The sequence below is a fragment of the Streptomyces sp. NPDC101234 genome (assembly GCF_044767525.1).
Classification (GTDB): domain Bacteria; phylum Actinomycetota; class Actinomycetes; order Streptomycetales; family Streptomycetaceae; genus Streptomyces; species Streptomyces sasae.
The window spans coordinates 39,447-55,801 of the sequence record NZ_JBIWOA010000001.1; the positions used below are offsets into that span (position 1 = coordinate 39,447).

16 protein-coding genes are annotated in these 16,355 nt (G+C 71.2%); 13 read left to right on the forward strand and 3 right to left on the reverse strand.

The window, feature by feature from the left end; translation table 11 throughout:
- Positions 1 to 46: 46 nt before the first annotated feature.
- The 3 genes from alr (at position 47) to tsaE (ending at position 3,138) form a co-directional block, all read left to right on the forward strand.
- On the forward strand, positions 47 to 1,243 hold the full coding sequence (gene alr / locus ACIRR9_RS00240; RefSeq protein ID WP_403745942.1) for an alanine racemase: 1,197 nt from the start codon (positions 47 to 49) through the stop codon (positions 1,241 to 1,243).
- Positions 1,244 to 1,403: 160 nt separating this feature from the next.
- On the forward strand, positions 1,404 to 2,660 hold the full coding sequence (locus tag ACIRR9_RS00245) for an alpha/beta fold hydrolase (RefSeq protein ID WP_384568429.1): 1,257 nt from the start codon (positions 1,404 to 1,406) through the stop codon (positions 2,658 to 2,660).
- Entirely contained in the window at positions 2,626 to 3,138 is a 513-nt protein-coding gene (gene tsaE / locus ACIRR9_RS00250; RefSeq protein WP_365341465.1) for a tRNA (adenosine(37)-N6)-threonylcarbamoyltransferase complex ATPase subunit type 1 TsaE, read from the forward strand. The genes ACIRR9_RS00245 and tsaE overlap by 35 nt, the downstream gene beginning before the upstream one ends.
- Before the next feature lie 465 nt (positions 3,139 to 3,603).
- On the opposite strand, the gene ACIRR9_RS00255 is transcribed toward tsaE, so the two are convergent.
- Positions 3,604 to 4,176 (reverse strand): hypothetical protein, encoded by a 573-nt coding sequence (locus tag ACIRR9_RS00255; RefSeq protein ID WP_365341463.1) that lies wholly within the window; start codon positions 4,174 to 4,176, stop codon positions 3,604 to 3,606.
- Between the two features lie 160 nt (positions 4,177 to 4,336).
- Here ACIRR9_RS00255 and tsaB point away from each other — a divergent pair, with 160 nt between their 5' ends.
- From tsaB to ACIRR9_RS00280, 5 genes are all read left to right on the forward strand, one after another.
- Positions 4,337 to 4,993, forward strand: a complete 657-nt coding sequence (gene tsaB / locus ACIRR9_RS00260; RefSeq protein WP_365341461.1) for a tRNA (adenosine(37)-N6)-threonylcarbamoyltransferase complex dimerization subunit type 1 TsaB — start codon at positions 4,337 to 4,339, stop codon at positions 4,991 to 4,993.
- A 17-nt stretch (positions 4,994 to 5,010) separates the two neighbouring features.
- Complete coding sequence (gene rimI, locus ACIRR9_RS00265; protein ID WP_403746988.1) at positions 5,011 to 5,532, forward strand: ribosomal protein S18-alanine N-acetyltransferase; 522 nt, start codon at positions 5,011 to 5,013, stop codon at positions 5,530 to 5,532.
- A complete protein-coding gene (gene tsaD / locus ACIRR9_RS00270; RefSeq protein WP_365341458.1) occupies positions 5,525 to 6,619 on the forward strand; it encodes a tRNA (adenosine(37)-N6)-threonylcarbamoyltransferase complex transferase subunit TsaD in 1,095 nt (364 codons plus the stop codon). The genes rimI and tsaD overlap by 8 nt, the downstream gene beginning before the upstream one ends.
- Complete coding sequence (locus ACIRR9_RS00275) at positions 6,616 to 6,879, forward strand: hypothetical protein (RefSeq protein WP_403745948.1); 264 nt, start codon at positions 6,616 to 6,618, stop codon at positions 6,877 to 6,879. The genes tsaD and ACIRR9_RS00275 overlap by 4 nt, the downstream gene beginning before the upstream one ends.
- 224 nt (positions 6,880 to 7,103) lie before the next feature.
- Complete coding sequence (locus ACIRR9_RS00280) at positions 7,104 to 8,705, forward strand: hypothetical protein (protein WP_403745951.1); 1,602 nt, start codon at positions 7,104 to 7,106, stop codon at positions 8,703 to 8,705.
- A gap of 73 nt (positions 8,706 to 8,778) precedes the next feature.
- Here ACIRR9_RS00280 and ACIRR9_RS00285 read toward each other — a convergent pair whose 3' ends face one another.
- Positions 8,779 to 9,207, reverse strand: a complete 429-nt coding sequence (locus ACIRR9_RS00285) for an organic hydroperoxide resistance protein (RefSeq protein ID WP_403250596.1) — start codon at positions 9,205 to 9,207, stop codon at positions 8,779 to 8,781.
- A 58-nt stretch (positions 9,208 to 9,265) separates the two neighbouring features.
- Between ACIRR9_RS00285 and ACIRR9_RS00290 the strand changes: the two genes are divergently transcribed.
- Complete coding sequence (locus ACIRR9_RS00290) at positions 9,266 to 9,394, forward strand: hypothetical protein (RefSeq protein ID WP_403745953.1); 129 nt, start codon at positions 9,266 to 9,268, stop codon at positions 9,392 to 9,394.
- Positions 9,395 to 9,398: 4 nt separating this feature from the next.
- Complete coding sequence (locus ACIRR9_RS00295) at positions 9,399 to 10,070, forward strand: winged helix-turn-helix transcriptional regulator (RefSeq protein WP_403745956.1); 672 nt, start codon at positions 9,399 to 9,401, stop codon at positions 10,068 to 10,070.
- A 32-nt stretch (positions 10,071 to 10,102) separates the two neighbouring features.
- Here the strand turns inward: ACIRR9_RS00295 and ACIRR9_RS00300 are convergent, their stop codons facing one another.
- The gene (locus ACIRR9_RS00300; RefSeq protein ID WP_403745958.1) at positions 10,103 to 12,400 is read right to left on the reverse strand and encodes a glycoside hydrolase family 3 N-terminal domain-containing protein; all 2,298 of its coding nucleotides are present in this window, start codon (positions 12,398 to 12,400) and stop codon (positions 10,103 to 10,105) included.
- A gap of 174 nt (positions 12,401 to 12,574) precedes the next feature.
- On the opposite strand from ACIRR9_RS00300, the gene ACIRR9_RS00305 reads away from it, so the two are divergent.
- The 3 genes from ACIRR9_RS00305 (at position 12,575) to ACIRR9_RS00315 (ending at position 16,222) form a co-directional block, all read left to right on the forward strand.
- Complete coding sequence (locus ACIRR9_RS00305; RefSeq protein WP_403745961.1) at positions 12,575 to 13,606, forward strand: LacI family DNA-binding transcriptional regulator; 1,032 nt, start codon at positions 12,575 to 12,577, stop codon at positions 13,604 to 13,606.
- Positions 13,607 to 13,710: 104 nt separating this feature from the next.
- Complete coding sequence (locus tag ACIRR9_RS00310; RefSeq protein ID WP_403745964.1) at positions 13,711 to 15,072, forward strand: endo-1,4-beta-xylanase; 1,362 nt, start codon at positions 13,711 to 13,713, stop codon at positions 15,070 to 15,072.
- A gap of 94 nt (positions 15,073 to 15,166) precedes the next feature.
- On the forward strand, positions 15,167 to 16,222 hold the full coding sequence (locus tag ACIRR9_RS00315) for an LCP family protein (protein WP_403745966.1): 1,056 nt from the start codon (positions 15,167 to 15,169) through the stop codon (positions 16,220 to 16,222).
- The last annotated feature ends 133 nt before the right edge of the window (positions 16,223 to 16,355 follow it).

Below are 16,355 nucleotides of genomic sequence, written 5' to 3' on the forward strand. Positions count from 1 at the left end.
CCTGCGCCGGAGGGCTGTCGGAGGCCTCTGAGACACTGGGGGCGCGATGAGTGAGACAGCACCTGCACCGACCGCGCCCCTGCGCGCCCGCGCCGAGATCGATCTGGCCGCCCTGCGGGCCAATGTGCGGACCCTGCGTGCCCTCGCGCCGGGCGCGGCACTGATGGCCGTGGTGAAGTCCGACGCGTACGGCCACGGGGCGGTCCGGTGTGCCCGCGCGGCCGTCGAGGCGGGCGCGAGCTGGCTCGGTACGGCCACCCCCGAGGAGGCCCTGGAGCTGCGCGCGGACCCCGGGCTGCCGGCGGACGTACGGATCATGTGCTGGCTGTGGACCCCGGGCGGGCCCTGGCGGGAGGCCGTCGAGGCGGACCTCGATGTGTCGGTGAGCGGCATGTGGGCCCTGCGCGAGGTGGTCGCGGCGGCCCGGGAAGCCGGTTGGCCCGCTCGTGTCCAGCTCAAGGCCGACACCGGCCTCGGACGCAACGGCTGCCAGCCCGCCGACTGGCCCGAGCTGGTGAGCGCGGCGCTGCGTGCCGAGGCCGAGGGACGGGTCCGGATCACCGGGCTGTGGTCCCACTTCGCCTGCGCCGACGAACCCGGGCACCCCTCCATCGCCGCCCAGCTCACCCTCTTCCGGGAGATGCTCGCGTACGCCGAGGAGCAGGGCGTGCGCCCCGAGGTGCGGCACATCGCCAACTCGCCTGCCACCCTCACCCTCCCCGAGTCCCACTTCGACCTCGTCCGTACGGGCATCGCGCTCTACGGCGTCTCGCCCAGCCCCGAGCTGGGCAGCGCGGCCGACTTCGGCCTGCGGCCGGTCATGACCCTGTCCGCCTCCCTCGCCCTGGTGAAGCACGTACCGGGCGGGCACGGCGTCAGCTACGGGCACCACTACGTCACGCCCGGTGAGACCACGCTCGGGCTCGTCCCCGTGGGCTACGCGGACGGCATCCCGCGGCACGCCTCCGGCACCGGACCGGTGCTGGTCGGCGGCAAATGGCGGACGGTCGCCGGGCGCGTCGCCATGGACCAGTTCGTCGTCGACCTCGGCGGCGACGAGCCCGAAGTCGGCTCCCGGGCCGTGCTGTTCGGCCCGGGCGACGGGGGCGAACCCACCGCCGAGGACTGGGCCCAGGCCGCGGGCACGATTGCATACGAAATCGTCACGCGCATCGGAACCCGGGTTCCCCGCGTCTATGTGAACGAGGAACCGAATGGGCAGGAACCAGGGGACGGCGACTGAGTCTCCGGGGTTCGGCAGCGGCGCAACCGGGTTACACCTGTAACAGCGGCAACAGTCACAACAACGGCAACAGCCGTAACGGCGGTAACAGCCGCCGCCTCGTCAGTGACACCCGTGTCATCGAAGCAGCGAACTGCAGTACGGCGAAGAGGAGCGGTACGTGAGCGAGAGCAGTGCGGAGGCCGTAGCGGACGCCGCGGCGGCCGTCGTCTCCGCCACGGAGGCGGCCGGGGGCAGCTGGCGCAAGGTGACCGGTGTCGCCGGCGCCGCCATAGGAGTGCTCGCCGCCGGCGCGGCCGCCGGGGTCGCCCTGGAGCGGATGACCGTCGGCCGCGGGATGCGCCGCAAGGCCCGGCTGGCCCTGGACTCGGCGGGACCGTACGGCACCCTGCGCGGCACGCCCGGCAAGGCGATCGCCGACGACGGCACCGAGCTGTACTACGAGGTCGACGACGCCGAACCCGACACCGGCCAGGCCGTCTCCCCGCGCCGTCGCCGCCTCTTCGGCCGCAAGGCCCCCGCGCCCGTCACCGTCGTCTTCAGCCACGGTTACTGCCTCAACCAGGACTCCTGGCACTTCCAGCGCGCGGCCCTGCGCGGGGTCGTCCGCACCGTCCACTGGGACCAGCGCAGCCACGGCCGCTCCGGGCGGGGCGTCGCCCAGCACGAGGACGGCGTGCCGGTCACCATCGACCAGCTGGGCCGGGATCTGAAGGCCGTGCTCGACGCGGCCGTTCCTGAAGGGCCGATCGTCCTTGTCGGTCACTCGATGGGCGGCATGACCGTGATGGCGCTGGCCGCGCAGTTCCCCGAGCTGGTGCGGGAGCGGGTCGTGGCGACCGCCTTCGTCGGTACGTCGTCCGGGCGGCTCGGCGAGGTCAACTTCGGGCTGCCCGTCGCCGGCGTCAACGCGGTGCGCCGGGTGCTGCCCGGGGTGCTGAAGGCGCTGGGGACGCAGGCCGCGCTGGTGGAGAAGGGGCGGCAGATCACCGCCGACCTCTTCGCCGGGGTCATCAAGCGGTACTCGTTCGCGAGCAGGGACATCGACCCGGCCGTCGAGCGGTTCGCCGAGCGGATGATCGAGTCCACGCCCATCGACGTGGTCGCCGAGTTCTACCCGGCCTTCGTCGACCACGACAAGACCGCGGCCCTCGCCCACTTCCAGAACCTGCCGGTGCTGGTGCTGGCCGGGGTCCAGGACCTCGTCACGCCCAGCGAGCACAGCGAGGTCATCGCCGACCTGCTGCCCGACGCCGAGCTGGTGCTGGTCCCGGACGCCGGGCACCTGGTCATGCTGGAGCACCCGGAAGTGGTCACCGACCGCCTTGCCGACCTGCTCACCCGCGCAGGCGCGGTGCCGGCAGGGGCTACGGTAAGTGGCTATGGAAGCACCAGCAGCACGGCACAGCCAGGCTGAGACCGAGTTGATCGTCAGTTCCCCGGGGCAGATGGCGGAGCTGGGCCGCAGACTGGCCAAACTGCTGCGCGCCGGTGACCTAGTGATGCTCAGCGGGGAACTCGGCGCCGGCAAGACGACGCTGACCCGTGGACTGGGCGAGGGGCTCGGCGTGCGCGGCGCCGTCACCTCCCCGACCTTCGTGATCGCCCGGGTCCATCCGGCCCTGGGGGACGGGCCGCCGCTCGTCCACGTCGACGCGTACCGCCTGGGCGGCGGGCTCGACGAGATGGAGGACCTGGACCTCGACGTCTCGCTGCCCGAGTCCGTGATCGTCGTGGAGTGGGGCGAGGGCAAGGTCGAGGAGCTGACCGAGGACCGGCTCATGGTCCGGATCCACCGGGCGGTCGGGGACACGACCGACGAGGTACGCCATGTGACCCTGGCGGGGCTGGGGGAGCGGTGGGCCGGGGTGGAGCTGGGGGTGCTCTCCGCCTGAGGTGCCTGAGGTGCCTGAGGTGCCTGGGGGGGTGCTGGGTGCGGGCTGAGGACCTCGTGAACATTCCGACAAGGCGTCGGCAAGATATTGCGCCGGACGTATCGGGCGTGGTCACATGGTATCCAGTCCGTAGTTAGGTGTACCTAACTACGTCCGCCCCCGTACCTCAGGAGGCGCCCATGTCCGCGGGTCCGTGCCCGGAGCGGCCGCCGGTTGTGGTGGCCGGGGTTTCCATGCGTGAGCTTCTGGCGGCCTGTGCGGCCGCTGACGCGGTGTCCCGGCCTCCGAGAGCGCCGGAGCTGCCGGTGAGGCCGGTTGAGCAGGGCCGTAAGGCTGCCTAGGCAGGGTCGGCCGGTGGGTCTGTGCGGGTGTGTTGTGGCTGGTCGCGCAGTTCCTCCCCCAGCCTTCGGCCGGGGGTACCCCCAGCGCCCCTGAAGGGGCGCCTGTGCCGGCGCCCCTGAACAGCTAGCGGATCACGATCACCTTCACGCCGATCGTTGCGAACTTCCAGGTCGCGTCGCCGTCGCGGCGGGTCTCGCGGATGCCGCCCGTCGGCACCGTCGGGTCCGGGGGTTCCGTGGCCGCGTTCGCGGTAGCCGCGCTGAAGCCGATCGCCATGCCGTCCTTCGTCGTGGTGAAGCGGACGACGTGTTCGATGGGGAGGCCGTCCGTGCCCGTCACGGCCTTGGCGCGGGACGTCACCCAGTAGGCGCCGAGGGCCGGGTCGAGGGTGCCGGGCTTCACCTTGAAGGTGCGCTCCACGCGGTTGCGCTCGTTGACGAGCCAGACCCGGTCGTCGTCCACCGAGTACACCACTCGTTCACCTGTTCCGGAGGCGCCCGGCAGGGCGGTGGGGTGGCGGTGGTCGCGGGGGGCCTTGGATGCCGACGCTCCCGGTGCTCCGGGCATACCGCTCGCCGCCGGCCTGCCGCCGAGGCCGGGCGGGACGGTGGCCGAGGCCTGGTAGGCAAGGAGGCCGACCGCCCCGACGGCCGCCGCGGTGAGGCCGGCCACGATTCCCGAGCTGGTCCCTGCCACGTGCGCCACCTCTGACTCGCCGAATGCCCAGCCGTGCGTCTGGTCGTGTATGTAGCTGCGTGTCTAGCCGTATATGTCGTACTACGTACAGACCGTAGCAGTCGGTGACCGTCCGTCCCTGGCGGCCGTGCTCGCGGCGCCGGAGCCGTAGGCTGTTCGCGTGCTCTTGCTCGCTCTGGATACCGCCACCCCCGCCGTCACCGTCGCCCTGCACGACGGTGAGGCCGTCATCGCCTCGTCGAGCCAGGTGGACGCACGCCGGCACGGCGAGCTGCTGCTGCCGGCCGTCGACCGCGTCCTTGCCGAGGCCGGGGTCAAGCTGGACGCCGTCACCGGGATCGTCGTAGGCATCGGTCCCGGCCCCTACACCGGCCTGCGGGTCGGTCTGATGACCGCCGACACCTTCGGACTCGCGCTGGGCGTGCCCGTGCACGGCCTGTGCACGCTCGACGCGCTGGCCTACGCGGCCGACATCGAGAAGGGCCCGTTCGTCGTGGCCACCGACGCTCGTCGCAAAGAGGTCTACTGGGCGACGTACGCCGACTCGCGCACCCGGCTCACGGAACCGGCCGTGGACAGGCCGGCGGACATCGCCGAGAAGGTCGCGGGGCTGCCCGCGGTCGGGGCCGGGGCGCTGCTCTACCCCGACACCTTCCCCGTCGTGCACGAACCCGAGCACGTCTCCGCCGCGGCCCTGGCGTCCCTCGCCGCCGAGCGGCTGGCCGCGGGCGGGGAACTGCCCGCGCCCCGGCCGCTGTACCTGCGCCGCCCGGACGCCCAGGTGCCCAAGAACTACAAGGTGGTCACGCCCAAGTGACCGCACAACTGCGCGAGATGCGCTGGTGGGACATCGACCGGGTCCTGGAGCTGGAGAAGGACCTGTTCCCCGAGGACGCCTGGTCGCGGGGCATGTTCTGGTCCGAGCTGGCGCACGCGAGGGGACCGGAGGCGACCCGGCGCTACGTCGTGGCCCTCGAAGGCGACCAGGTCGTGGGGTACGCGGGGCTGGCCGCCCAGGGCGGCGCGTCCGACAGCGGCCCCGCCGCGGTGGGCGACATCCAGACCATCGCCGTACGCCGTGACCAGTGGGGCACCGGGCTCGGCGGCGAGCTCCTCACCGAACTGCTGCGGGCCGCGACCGCCTTCGAATGCGCCGAGGTCATGCTCGAGTGCCGGGTCGACAACATCCGCGCCCAGAAGCTCTACGAACGGTTCGGCTTCGAGCCCATCGGGTTCAGACGCGGCTACTACCAGCCGGGGAACGTGGACGCCCTGGTGATGCGCCTGACCACGAAACCCGACAGTGGCTCCGCCGGCGGATCCACCTCCGAACAAGGAACCGAGATCAATGGCTGACGAACCCCTGGTTCTGGGGATCGAGACCTCCTGCGACGAGACCGGCGTAGGCATCGTCCGGGGCACCACCCTGCTGGCCGACGCCGTCGCCTCGTCCGTCGACGAGCACGCCCGCTTCGGCGGCGTCGTCCCCGAGGTCGCCTCCCGTGCCCACCTCGAAGCGATGGTCCCGACCATCGAGCGGGCGCTGAAGGACGCGGGCGTGAGCGCCAAGGACCTGGACGGCGTCGCGGTCACGGCCGGCCCCGGCCTGGCCGGCGCGCTGCTGGTCGGCGTCACGGCGGCGAAGGCGTACGCGTACGCGCTGGGCAAGCCCCTGTACGGCGTGAACCACCTCGCCTCGCACATCTGCGTCGACCAGCTGGAGCACGGCCCGCTCCCCGAGCCGACGATGGCGCTGCTCGTCTCCGGCGGCCACTCCTCTCTCCTGCTGTCCTCGGACATCACCTCCGACGTACGACCGCTCGGCGCGACCATCGACGACGCGGCCGGCGAGGCCTTCGACAAGATCGCCCGCGTGCTGAACCTGGGCTTCCCCGGCGGCCCGGTCATCGACCGCTACGCGAAGGAGGGCGACCCGCGGGCGATCGCCTTCCCGCGCGGTCTGACGGGCCCCCGCGACCCGGCGTACGACTTCTCCTTCTCCGGTCTGAAGACCGCCGTGGCCCGCTGGATCGAGGCCAAGCGGGCGGCGGGCGAGGAGGTCCCGGTCCGCGATGTGTCCGCCTCCTTCCAGGAAGCGGTCGTCGACGTCCTGACCCGCAAGGCCGTCCGCGCCTGCCGCGACGAGGGCGTCGACCACCTGATGATCGGCGGCGGTGTGGCCGCCAACTCCCGGTTGCGCGCGCTGGCCCAGGAGCGTTGCGAGGCGGCCGGCATCCGGCTCCGGGTGCCTCGTATGAAGTTGTGCACGGACAACGGCGCGATGGTGGCCGCGCTCGGCGCGGAGATGGTCGCGCGCAACCGGACCCCGTCCGGCTGGGACCTCTCGGCGGACAGCTCCCTGCCGGTGACGGACCCGCACGTCCCCGGCAGCCACCACCACGACCACGTGCACGAGGTCAGCAAGGAGAACCTCTACTCATGACGGTCGCGGCGATGTGGGAGGCGCGGGCGACGGAGGGCCGGGGCGAGGAGCTGCTGACCTGGGCGCGGCGCCAGGCTCTCACCGTGGAGCCGCTGCGCCGGGAGACCTTCCGGGCGCCGCAGGACCGGGTGCTGGTCATCACGTGGTGGGAGGCGTCGTACGACGACCCGGGCATCCCCGAACTCCCCGATCCGCCCGGCGACTTGGTCACCCGGCCGGTCCACCGCTGGCGGTTCGAGTCGGTGGGCGACACCCCCTAGAGGGTGGCGGCCAGAGGGCGGCGGCGGGTTCCCGGTTCCCGGACGGCCGTCACGCGGGCAGCGCCAAAAGGCTGAGCCGCACCCGACACGACGTCGGTCGGCCGAGCGCCGGACGGGCGAGGTGGATAACTGGATTTCCACACCAGCAGTGAGCCGCCCGCCCTCGCAGTGTGGCTTCGCTACCTGGCCGAACGGGTCGGCTCACCGACCTGTTCGGAGGGTAGATGCACGTACCCCGCGCCTTGCGTTCGATCGTCGCCGTCGCCTCGGTGGGAGCGGCCCTGACGGCCTCCCCGGCGTGGTCCGCCACGCCTGCCGCCGGCACCGTACCCAAACCGGCCGTCCATACGGGGGCCACCCGGTCCCCCGATTCCGGCCCCGCGGTGCACCATGACACCTCGCCACCGCTGCGGGAGCTGTGGAAGAGATCCAGGATGTTTCGGTCCACCCCTCAGGCCGTGCCCCGCGGAAAGGCGTCGCACCCGCCCCTCGCCAAGGCCGGCGGCCGGGACCGGATCCGGCTGGGCGTCAATTTCGACGGCATCCGGGAAGGCGGCGGCACCCCGCCCGACCCCAACGCCTCGGTGGGCTCCCGCCAGGTCGTGGAGATCACCAACTTCGAACTCGCGGTGTACTCCAAGTCCGGTGCCACGCAGCTGGGACCGCTCACGACCCAGACCCTGTTCAAAGGGTTCGGCGGACCGTGCGAGAACGCCTCGACCGAGGCTCTCGGGGACCCCGAGGTCCGCTGGGACTCCCTGGCCCGCCGCTGGGTCATCAACCAGTTCGCCAGCGACGTGGCGACCAACACGAACCGGCTGTGCGTGGCCGTGTCCCGCACCGAGGACGCCACCGGCCAGTACTACCGCTACGCCTTCGGGTACCGGAACCTCCCCGACCACCCGAAGTTCGCGGTGTGGCCGGACGCCTACTACATGAACGCCACCGCGGCCGGTCCGCTCTTCGAGTCGTGCGCCTGGGACCGGAAGAGGATGTTGCGCGGAGCCGACGCCGACCAGCAGTGCTTCAACGTCCCGGCGGCGACCATCCCGATCGGCTCGGACCTCGACGGCACGACCCCGCCCCCGCGGGGCGAGCCCAACCTGCTGATCAACCTCGGCCCCACCCACGACAGCCTGCAGTACTGGCAGTTCCACGTGGACTGGAAGAACCACGACCGCACCACCCTCGCGGGACCGTTCCGGCTGCGGGTGGCCCCCTACACCCCGGCCTGCGCGAGCACCGATCCCACCCAGTGCGTCCCCCAGGCCGGCACCGCCCAGAAGCTGGACTCGCTCTCCTACTCCCCGATGTACCGGTTCGCCTACCGCAACTTCGGCGACCACGAGTCCCTGGTCGTCAACCACGCGGTCGACGCCCGCGGCGCTGTCGGCGTGCGCTGGTACGAACTGGGGCTGCGCAACGGCCGGCCGGTCGTCCGTCAGCAGAACACCTATGCCCCGGACTCCACCTACCGGTGGATGGGCTCCGCGGCCATGAACAGGAACGGCGACATCGCCCTCGGATACTCGCAGTCGTCCTCCCGGACCCGTCCCTCGATCCGTATCACCGGACGCCTGGCGAACGACCCGCCGAACCGGATGACGTTCCGCGAAACCACCGTGTGGACCGGCGCGGGCTCCCAGACCGGGAGCAACCGCTGGGGCGACTACACCTCCATGGCGATCGACCCGGTGGACGACTGCACGTTCTGGTACACCAACCAGTACCAGCCGGCCGACGGCACCGGAAACTGGAACACCAGGCTCGCTTCCTTCCGGCTCTCCGACTGCCACGCCCACGGCAGTCGGCACGGCCACGGCTGACAGCCTCGGCGCAGCGGCACCGGGCGCCGGGCGTTCTACGTCCGACGCCCGGTCCGGGGCCCGGGTGGTGTCCTCAGATCCGCGTGCCGTTGACCGTCAGGGCCACATCGATGTTGCCGCGAGTGGCGTTGGAGTACGGGCAGGCCTGGTGGGCCGCCCTGGCCAGTTCGGTCGCCTGTTCGTCCGCGAGTGAGGGCAGCGAGATCCGCAGTTCGGTGCCGAGCCGGAGGCGGCCGCCTCCGGCCGGGATCAGGGAGACGGACGCGTCGATCTCCGCGTCGTCCGCCTGGAGCCCGTCGCGTTGCCCGAGGAGGGCGAGCGTGGTGCCGAAGCAGGCGGCGTAACCGATCGCGAAGAGCTGCTCGGGGTTCACGCCCTCGCCGTCGCCGCCCAGTTCCTTGGGCAGGCGCAGATCCAGGTCCAGCCGCCCGTCGTCCGTCCGCCCATGGCCGTTCCGGCCTCCGGTGACATGTGCCTGGGCCGTGTACAGCGCGTTGCTCATCCCAACCCCCTTTGTCGTTACCGTAGTTCGAAACTCCCACTTCAAAATCAAGAAGTCAATGGATTATGATCCGGAAGTGCAGGACGGCCGGGAGGGCAGCCGCATGGCGGAGCTGCCGGGGCTGGAGGAGTTCGACGACCGGGTCCTGGCGCAGCTTCAGAAAATTGAAGTACGAGATCTAAAATGACGAAGTGGAACAGCGAACGTACAACCAGTACTGCGCCACCGCGCGCACCCTCGACCTCGTCGGCGAACGCTGGACCCTGCTCCTGATCCGCGAACTGCTGACCGGGCCCAAGCGATACGGCGATCTCCAGGCGAGCCTGCGCGGTCTCGGCACCGGACTGCTGGCCGCCCGCCTGAAACACCTGGAGCGCGAGGGCCTCGCCCACAAGATCACACTCCCGCCGCCGGCCCGGACTCCCGCCTATGCCCTCACTCCGGCCGGCGAAGAACTCGGTCCCGCCGTCCTGGAGCTGGCCCGCTGGGGCCTCAAATGGGCGATGGGCGAGCGTCGCGACGCCGAGGTGTTCCATCCGGGCTGGGCCGTGCTCGGCCTGCGCGCCTGCTTCGACCCCGCGGCCGCGACCGGGCTCCGTGCGGTGTACGAGTTCCGTGTCGACGACGAGGTGTTCCACGCCCGGATCGACGACGGGACGGTCGAGGCGGTGCACGGTCCGGCCCAGTACCCCGACGCGACCGTCACGATCAGTGAGGAGGCGTTCCTCCGCCTGACCGGCCAGGGCCTCACGTTCACCGAGGCGATCGAGACGGGCGAGGCGTCGGCCGACGGTGACGAGGAGGCGCTGCGCAGGCTGAGGAGGCTGTTCCCGCTGCCGCTGCCGCATTCCCGGAAGCCGTAGACAGCGGAGCGTACTCCGCCGCGTTCTGACGGTCAGTCCACCTCCGTCTCGCAGCGCAGTACCCGGTCCGGCCCCAACCGTCGTACCGGTCCCGTCAGTTGGAGCGCCACCGTGTCCCGGACGTCCGCGCTCGACGCCGCCACCCGCAGTTCCAGGGCGCCCGGTTCGACCACCCGCGCCCCCTCCCGGTCCGTGAACGCCGACAGGTCCGCGTGGAAGTGGAAGGTCACCCTTCTCGATTCGCCCGGGGTCAGGTCCACGCGCTGGTAGCCGATCAGCCGGACGTCCGGGCGGGTCACCGACGCCACCGGGTCGTGCAGGTACAGCTGTACGACCTCCGCGCCAGCCCGCTCGCCCGTGTTGCGGACCGTCACCGTCACGTCGTACGAACCGTCCGTGCCGATCGCGGCCGCACTCCCGGAGACCGTCTCCCACGTGAACGTCGTGTACGAGCGGCCGTGCCCGAAGGGGTACAGCGGGGTCGGGTCCAGGTTGCTGACCTCGCCCGCGAGGCCCAGTGGGGGCTGGAGGTAGGTCCACGGCTGGCCCCCCGGCAGGCTCGGCACGCTCACCGGCAGGCGGCCCGACGGGTTGACGCGGCCCGACAGCACTCCCGCCACCGCCGGGCCGCCCTCCTCCCCGGGGAAGAACGCCTGCACCACCGCGCCGAGCCGGCCGTGCCAGCGACCCAGTGCGTACGGGCGCCCGGTGAGGAGGACCAGGACCACCGGGACGCCCGTCGAGACCAACGCGTCCAGCAGGTCGCCCTGGACGCCCGGCAGCCCCAGGTCCGTCACGTCGCAGCCCTCGCCCGACGTGCCCCTCCCGAACAGGCCCGCGCGGTCGCCGAGCACCGCCACGCACACGTCCGCCTCCGAGGCACGGGCCACCGCCTCCTCGAAGCCGGACGTGTCGGGGTCGGAGACGTCGCAGCCCTCGGCGAACGTCACCTTCGCGTCCGGGAGTTCGGTGCGGAGGGAGTCCAGGACCGTGGGGATGGAGATGCCCAGGTCCACCGCGGGGTGGTGGGTGAGGACATGGGACGGGAAGGAGTAGCAGCCGAGCATGGCGAGCGCGTCGGCGGCCCGGGGGCCCACCACCGCCATACGGGTGTCGGGGGCGAGGGGGAGGACGCCGTCGGGGTTGTCCAGCAGGACCACCGACTCCTCCGCGAGGCGGCGGGCCAGGGCGCGGTTGGCCGTCGAGTCGAGATCGACCGGGCCCTCCTGCGCGGGCTCCCAGTCCTCGTCCAGCAGGCCCAGCTCGCACTTCTGGAGCAGGACCCGGCGGGCCGCCCGGTCGATCAGCGCCTCAGGGACCGTGCCCTCGCGGACCGCCGCCACGAGTGGGCGGCCGTAGCACTTCAGCGTCGGCAGTTCGACGTCGATGCCCGCCGCCAGCGCGAGATGGGCCGCCTCGGCCTCCGTACCGGCCACCCGGTGGAGGGACTGCAGGAAACCGATGCCGAAGTAGTCGGCGACCACCGTGCCCTCGAAGCCCCATTCGTCCCGGAGGAGTTCGGTCAGCAGCTGCGGGTCCGCCGATGCCGGTACGCCGTCCGTCTCGTTGTACGCCGCCATCACCGAGCGGGCCCCGCCCTCCCGGAGCGCCATCTCGAACGGGGGGAGGGTGACGTCCGCGAACTCCCGGACGCCCGCCCGGACCGGGGCCAGGTTGCGCGCTCCGACGGAGGAGGCGTAGCCCGCGAAGTGCTTGAGCGTGGCGATGATCCCGGCGGATTCCAGACCCCGGACGTAGGCCGTGCCGACCGTGCCCACCAGGTACGGGTCCTCGCCGATCGTCTCCTCGACCCGCCCCCAGCGCGGGTCGCGGACCACGTCCAGGACGGGGGCCAGGCCCTGGTGGACGCCGACCGAGCGCAGGTCCTCGCCTATCCTCCGGCCCAGCTCCTCGACCAGTGGCGGGTCGAAGGCCGCGCCCCAGGCGAGCGGGACCGGGTAGGCGGTGGCCTGCCAGGCGGTGAAACCGGCCAGGCACTCCTCGTGGGCGATCGCCGGGATGCCGAAGCGGCCGGCCGCGGTGATCCGGCGCTGGGCGCGGGCCAGTGCTCGCGCGCCCAGCGCCGGGGCCACCGGGGCGGTGCCGAAGGAACGGGTCAGCTGGCCGAGGCCGAGCGTGATCAGCTCGTCCCATGCGTAGTCCGCGGTCATCTCGCGCTGCAGCGGTGCGACTCCGTCGCCGTCCGTCGCGGCGCCCACCCACACGCCGTAGAGCTGCGCGGTCTTCTCCTCCAGGGTCATCCGGGAGAGCAGGTCGTCGACTCGGGTGGTGGCGGGCAGTGCGGGGTCGCGCCAAGGAGCGGTGGTCATGAAACTCCCGTCTCTGCTCTCTGCATGCTCACTGCGTGCTCACTGCGTGCTCACTGCGGGGTTCTCTGCTACGAACGCTGCTACGAATGTTTCGTACCACACACCGAATGTTCCGGGAACCTATGGCGCACGAAGGTCTTCGTCAAGGGGGAGCGCAGGGATACGATCGCGGGCATGACGCCTCCCAAGCCCACAGAAACGCAGACGGCGACGCTCGCCGAAATCGCCCGTGAGGCCGGCGTGTCCGCTCCGACTGTTTCGAAGGTCCTCAACGGCCGGGCCGACGTCGCCCCGGCGACCCGCACCCGTGTCGAGGAGCTGCTGCGCGCCTACGGCTACCGGCGCCGCCGCGCCGAGGCCTCCCGTTCGCCGTTGATCGACCTGGTCTTCCACGAGCTGGAGAGCGCCTGGGCGATGGAGGTCATCCGGGGGGTGGAGAACGTGGCCCGGGACGCCGGCCTGAGCGTGGTGCTCAGCGAGTCCGCAGGGCGGCTGACTCCCGGGCGGACCTGGGCGGACCAGGTCGCGGCCCGGCGGCCGCACGGAGTGGTGCTGGTGCTGTCGGGGCTCGACGAGTCGCAGCGGGCGCTGCTGCAGAGCCGGTCGATCCCGTTCGTGGTGATGGACCCGGCGGGGGATCCGGGGCCGGACGTGCCGTCGATCGGGGCGACCAACTGGCAGGGCGGGCTCGCCGCCACCCGGCACCTGGTCGAGCTGGGGCACCGGCGCATCGGGGCGATCAGCGGGCCGTCCCGGATGATGTGCAGCCGGGCCCGGGTGGACGGGTACCGGGCCGCGCTGGAGACCGCCGGACTGCCCGTCGACCAGGAGCTGATCAAGGCCGGCGACTTCCACCACGACGCCGGCCACCGGCTCGGCCTGGAGCTGCTGCGGATGCCCGACCGGCCCACCGCGATCTTCACCGGCAACGACCTCCAGGCCCTCGGGCTGTACGAGGCCGCGCGCGAGCTGGGGCTGCGGATCCCGGAGGACGTGAGCGTCGTCGGGTTCGACGATCTGCCGGTGGCCCGCTGGGTGGGGCCGCCGCTGACGACCGTAAGGCAGCCGCTGACCGAGATGGCCGAGGCGGCGGCGCGGCTGGTCCTCGAGATGGGGCGGGCGGAGGAGGCCACGACGGCTACCCGGGTGGAGCTGGCGACGAGTCTGGTGGTGCGGTCGAGTACGGCGGCGCCCGCGACCGGGTGAGGCGGGCTTGGCCAAAAGTTGACGTATTGACGGGTGGTGCGACCGCCCCCACACTCCTCCGAAGTCAATCGGTTGCACGACCGAAACTTTCGGAGGCTACCCGCATGAGAACCTCCAGAACCTTCAGCGGTCTGTTACGGGCCGGGCTGGCCGGCCTGGTCGCCGTCGCGGGCCTGTTCACCGTCGGCACCTTCCCCGCGCACGCCGCCGACACCCCGCTGCGCGACCTCGCCGCGGCGCAGGGCAAGGTCATCGGCACCGCGGTCACCGGCTCCAAGCTCACCGGGACGTACGGTGACCTCGCCGGCAGCCAGTTCAGCTCGCTGACCCCGGGCAACGCCATGAAGTGGGGGACCGTCGAGCCCACCCAGGGCACCTTCAACTGGACCGAGGCCGACCAGATCGTCGCCTTCGCCCAGGCCCACAACCAGCAGGTGCGCGGCCACACCCTGGTCTGGCACAGCCAGAACCCCAGCTGGCTGACGAACGGCACCTGGACGTCCGCCCAGCTCAGCAGTCTGCTGCAGAACCACATCAGTACCGAGGTCGGCCGCTACAAGGGCGAGATCGCCGCCTGGGACGTGGTCAACGAGCCCTTCAACGAGGACGGCACCTACCGGTCCACCCTCTGGTACAACGGCCTCGGTTCCGGCTACATCGCCAACGCCCTGACCTGGGCGCACGCGGCCGACCCGGCCGCCAAGCTGTACATCAACGACTACAACGTGGAGGGCGTGAACGCGAAGTCCGACGCCCTGTACAACCTGGTCAAGTCCCTGAAGACGGCGGGCGTCCCGATCGACGGGGTCGGTCTGCAGGCCCACCTCATCCTCGGCCAGGTCCCGTCCACGCTCCAGCAGAACATCCAGCGCTTCGCCGACCTCGGCGTCGACGTGGCGATCACCGAGCTGGACGTACGGATGGCGCTGCCCGCCGACAGCACGAAACTCGCCCAGCAGAAAGCCGACTTCAAGTCGGTGGTGGCCGCGTGCGTCGCCGTGACCCGCTGCGTCAACGTCACCGTGTGGGGCTTCACCGACTCCGACTCCTGGGTGGACAGCACCTTCCCGGGGTACGGGGCGGCGACACCGTATGACGCGAACTACGCGCCGAAACCGGCGTACTACGGCATCTCGGAAGCACTCGGCGGGACGACCACCACACCGCCGACCGGTGCCTGCACCGCCGCCTACAGCGTGTCGAACCAGTGGAACACCGGCTTCACGGGCCAGGTGACGATCTCCTGCTCGGGTGCCGCCCTCTCGTCCTGGAAGGTGAGTTGGGCGTACGGCGCCGGACAGCAGATCACCCAGGCCTGGAACGCCACCTGCACCCAGTCGGGCGCGGATGTGTCCTGTGCGAACGCCTCCTACAACGGGACGGTCGCGGACGGGAGTTCGGTGACCTTCGGGTTCAACGCGTCCTGGAGCGGGAGCAATCCCGTGCCCAGTGTGACCCTTGGGTGAGCTGGGACTGAGAAGCGTGAGATTTTCCGAAGAAAACCTCTTCACCGCGCTTCCACTAACACTCCCCTAATAATTCGGACTTACGTTCCTGCCCGTGACGGGACTCGAGGAGCAACGCGAAGCGGGCAGACAGGTGGGCCGGCGGTCGAGAGCGCTGAAGATCGTCGGCCTCACCCTGGCGGGGGTCATGACGCTCTCCATCGCGGCCGCGGGGTGGGCCTATGTGCACCTCAACGACAACATCAAGAGCGTCGACATCAACGGCGCGCTCGGGGACGACCGTCCGGCGAAGGCGGTGACGACACCGACGGCGTCCGCGTCCGCCTCCGCGTCCCCGCTGCCCACGGGTTCCGTGAACATCCTGGTGCTGGGCTCGGACTCGCGCAGCGGCAAGGAGAACAAGAAACTCGGCGGCGGCAACAGCTCGGGCGCCCGCTCCGACACCGCGATGGTGGTGCACATCGACGCGGGCCGGACATCGGCCACCGTCGTCAGCATCCCGCGGGACACCCTGGTCACCCGGCCCTCCTGCCCGCTGTCCTCCGGCGGTTCGACGGCCGTCGCCTACAACTCGATGTTCAACAGCGCCTATTCGGTGGGCGGGGCGGTGTGCGCGGTGAAGACGGTCGAGTCGATCACCGGTGTCCGTATGGACCACTACCTCGAGATCGACTTCTCGGGCTTCGCCAAGCTGGTCGACGCGCTCGGCGGGGTGACCGTGACGACCGACCAGGACATCAGCGACGACGACAGCCACCTGCACCTGAAGAAGGGCACCCACCACCTCGACGGCACCACGGCCCTGGCTCTGGCCCGTACCCGGCACGGCATCGGCGACGGCAGCGACCTCGGCCGGATAGGCCTCCAGCAGAAACTGGTGAAGGCCCTCCTCGACCAGATGGCCTCCATCAGCCTGCTCACCAACCCGGCCAAGCTGTACGAGGTCGCCGACGCGGTCACCGCCAGCCTCACCACCGACACCGGCCTGGACTCCCTCAGCGAACTGATGCGCCTCGGCCAGAGCCTGAAGGGTCTGACCTCGCACAACGTCAAGACGGTGATGATGCCCGTGGTGACCGCCCCCTCCGACCCCAACCGGGTGATCGCGAAGGAGCCGGCGGCGAGCGAGTTGTGGAAGTCGTTGCAGTAGGGGGGCGGAAAACTCGTTGCCGTAGGCGGGGCGGAAAAAAACTTCGGGGAATTCCGGCGGGCGTGTCGATCCGGCGAGGGGCCGTTCGACGCAAGGGTGAGATGCGGGGAGAGCCCCCGCAGCAGCGGAACCC

Coding starts and splice junctions, on each gene's coding strand:
- tsaD (WP_365341458.1), top strand. CDS start 5,525: ATGGCTGACGAACCCCTGGTTCTGGGGATCGAGACCTCCTGCGACGAG.
- ACIRR9_RS00300 (WP_403745958.1), bottom strand. CDS start 12,400: ATGACCACCGCTCCTTGGCGCGACCCCGCACTGCCCGCCACCACCCGA.
- tsaE (WP_365341465.1), top strand. CDS start 2,626: ATGGAAGCACCAGCAGCACGGCACAGCCAGGCTGAGACCGAGTTGATC.
- rimI (WP_403746988.1), top strand. CDS start 5,011: ATGCGCTGGTGGGACATCGACCGGGTCCTGGAGCTGGAGAAGGACCTG.
- ACIRR9_RS00285 (WP_403250596.1), bottom strand. CDS start 9,207: ATGAGCAACGCGCTGTACACGGCCCAGGCACATGTCACCGGAGGCCGG.
- ACIRR9_RS00305 (WP_403745961.1), top strand. CDS start 12,575: ATGACGCCTCCCAAGCCCACAGAAACGCAGACGGCGACGCTCGCCGAA.
- ACIRR9_RS00275 (WP_403745948.1), top strand. CDS start 6,616: ATGACGGTCGCGGCGATGTGGGAGGCGCGGGCGACGGAGGGCCGGGGC.
- alr (WP_403745942.1), top strand. CDS start 47: ATGAGTGAGACAGCACCTGCACCGACCGCGCCCCTGCGCGCCCGCGCC.
- ACIRR9_RS00290 (WP_403745953.1), top strand. CDS start 9,266: ATGGATTATGATCCGGAAGTGCAGGACGGCCGGGAGGGCAGCCGCATG.
- ACIRR9_RS00280 (WP_403745951.1), top strand. CDS start 7,104: ATGCACGTACCCCGCGCCTTGCGTTCGATCGTCGCCGTCGCCTCGGTG.
- ACIRR9_RS00310 (WP_403745964.1), top strand. CDS start 13,711: ATGAGAACCTCCAGAACCTTCAGCGGTCTGTTACGGGCCGGGCTGGCC.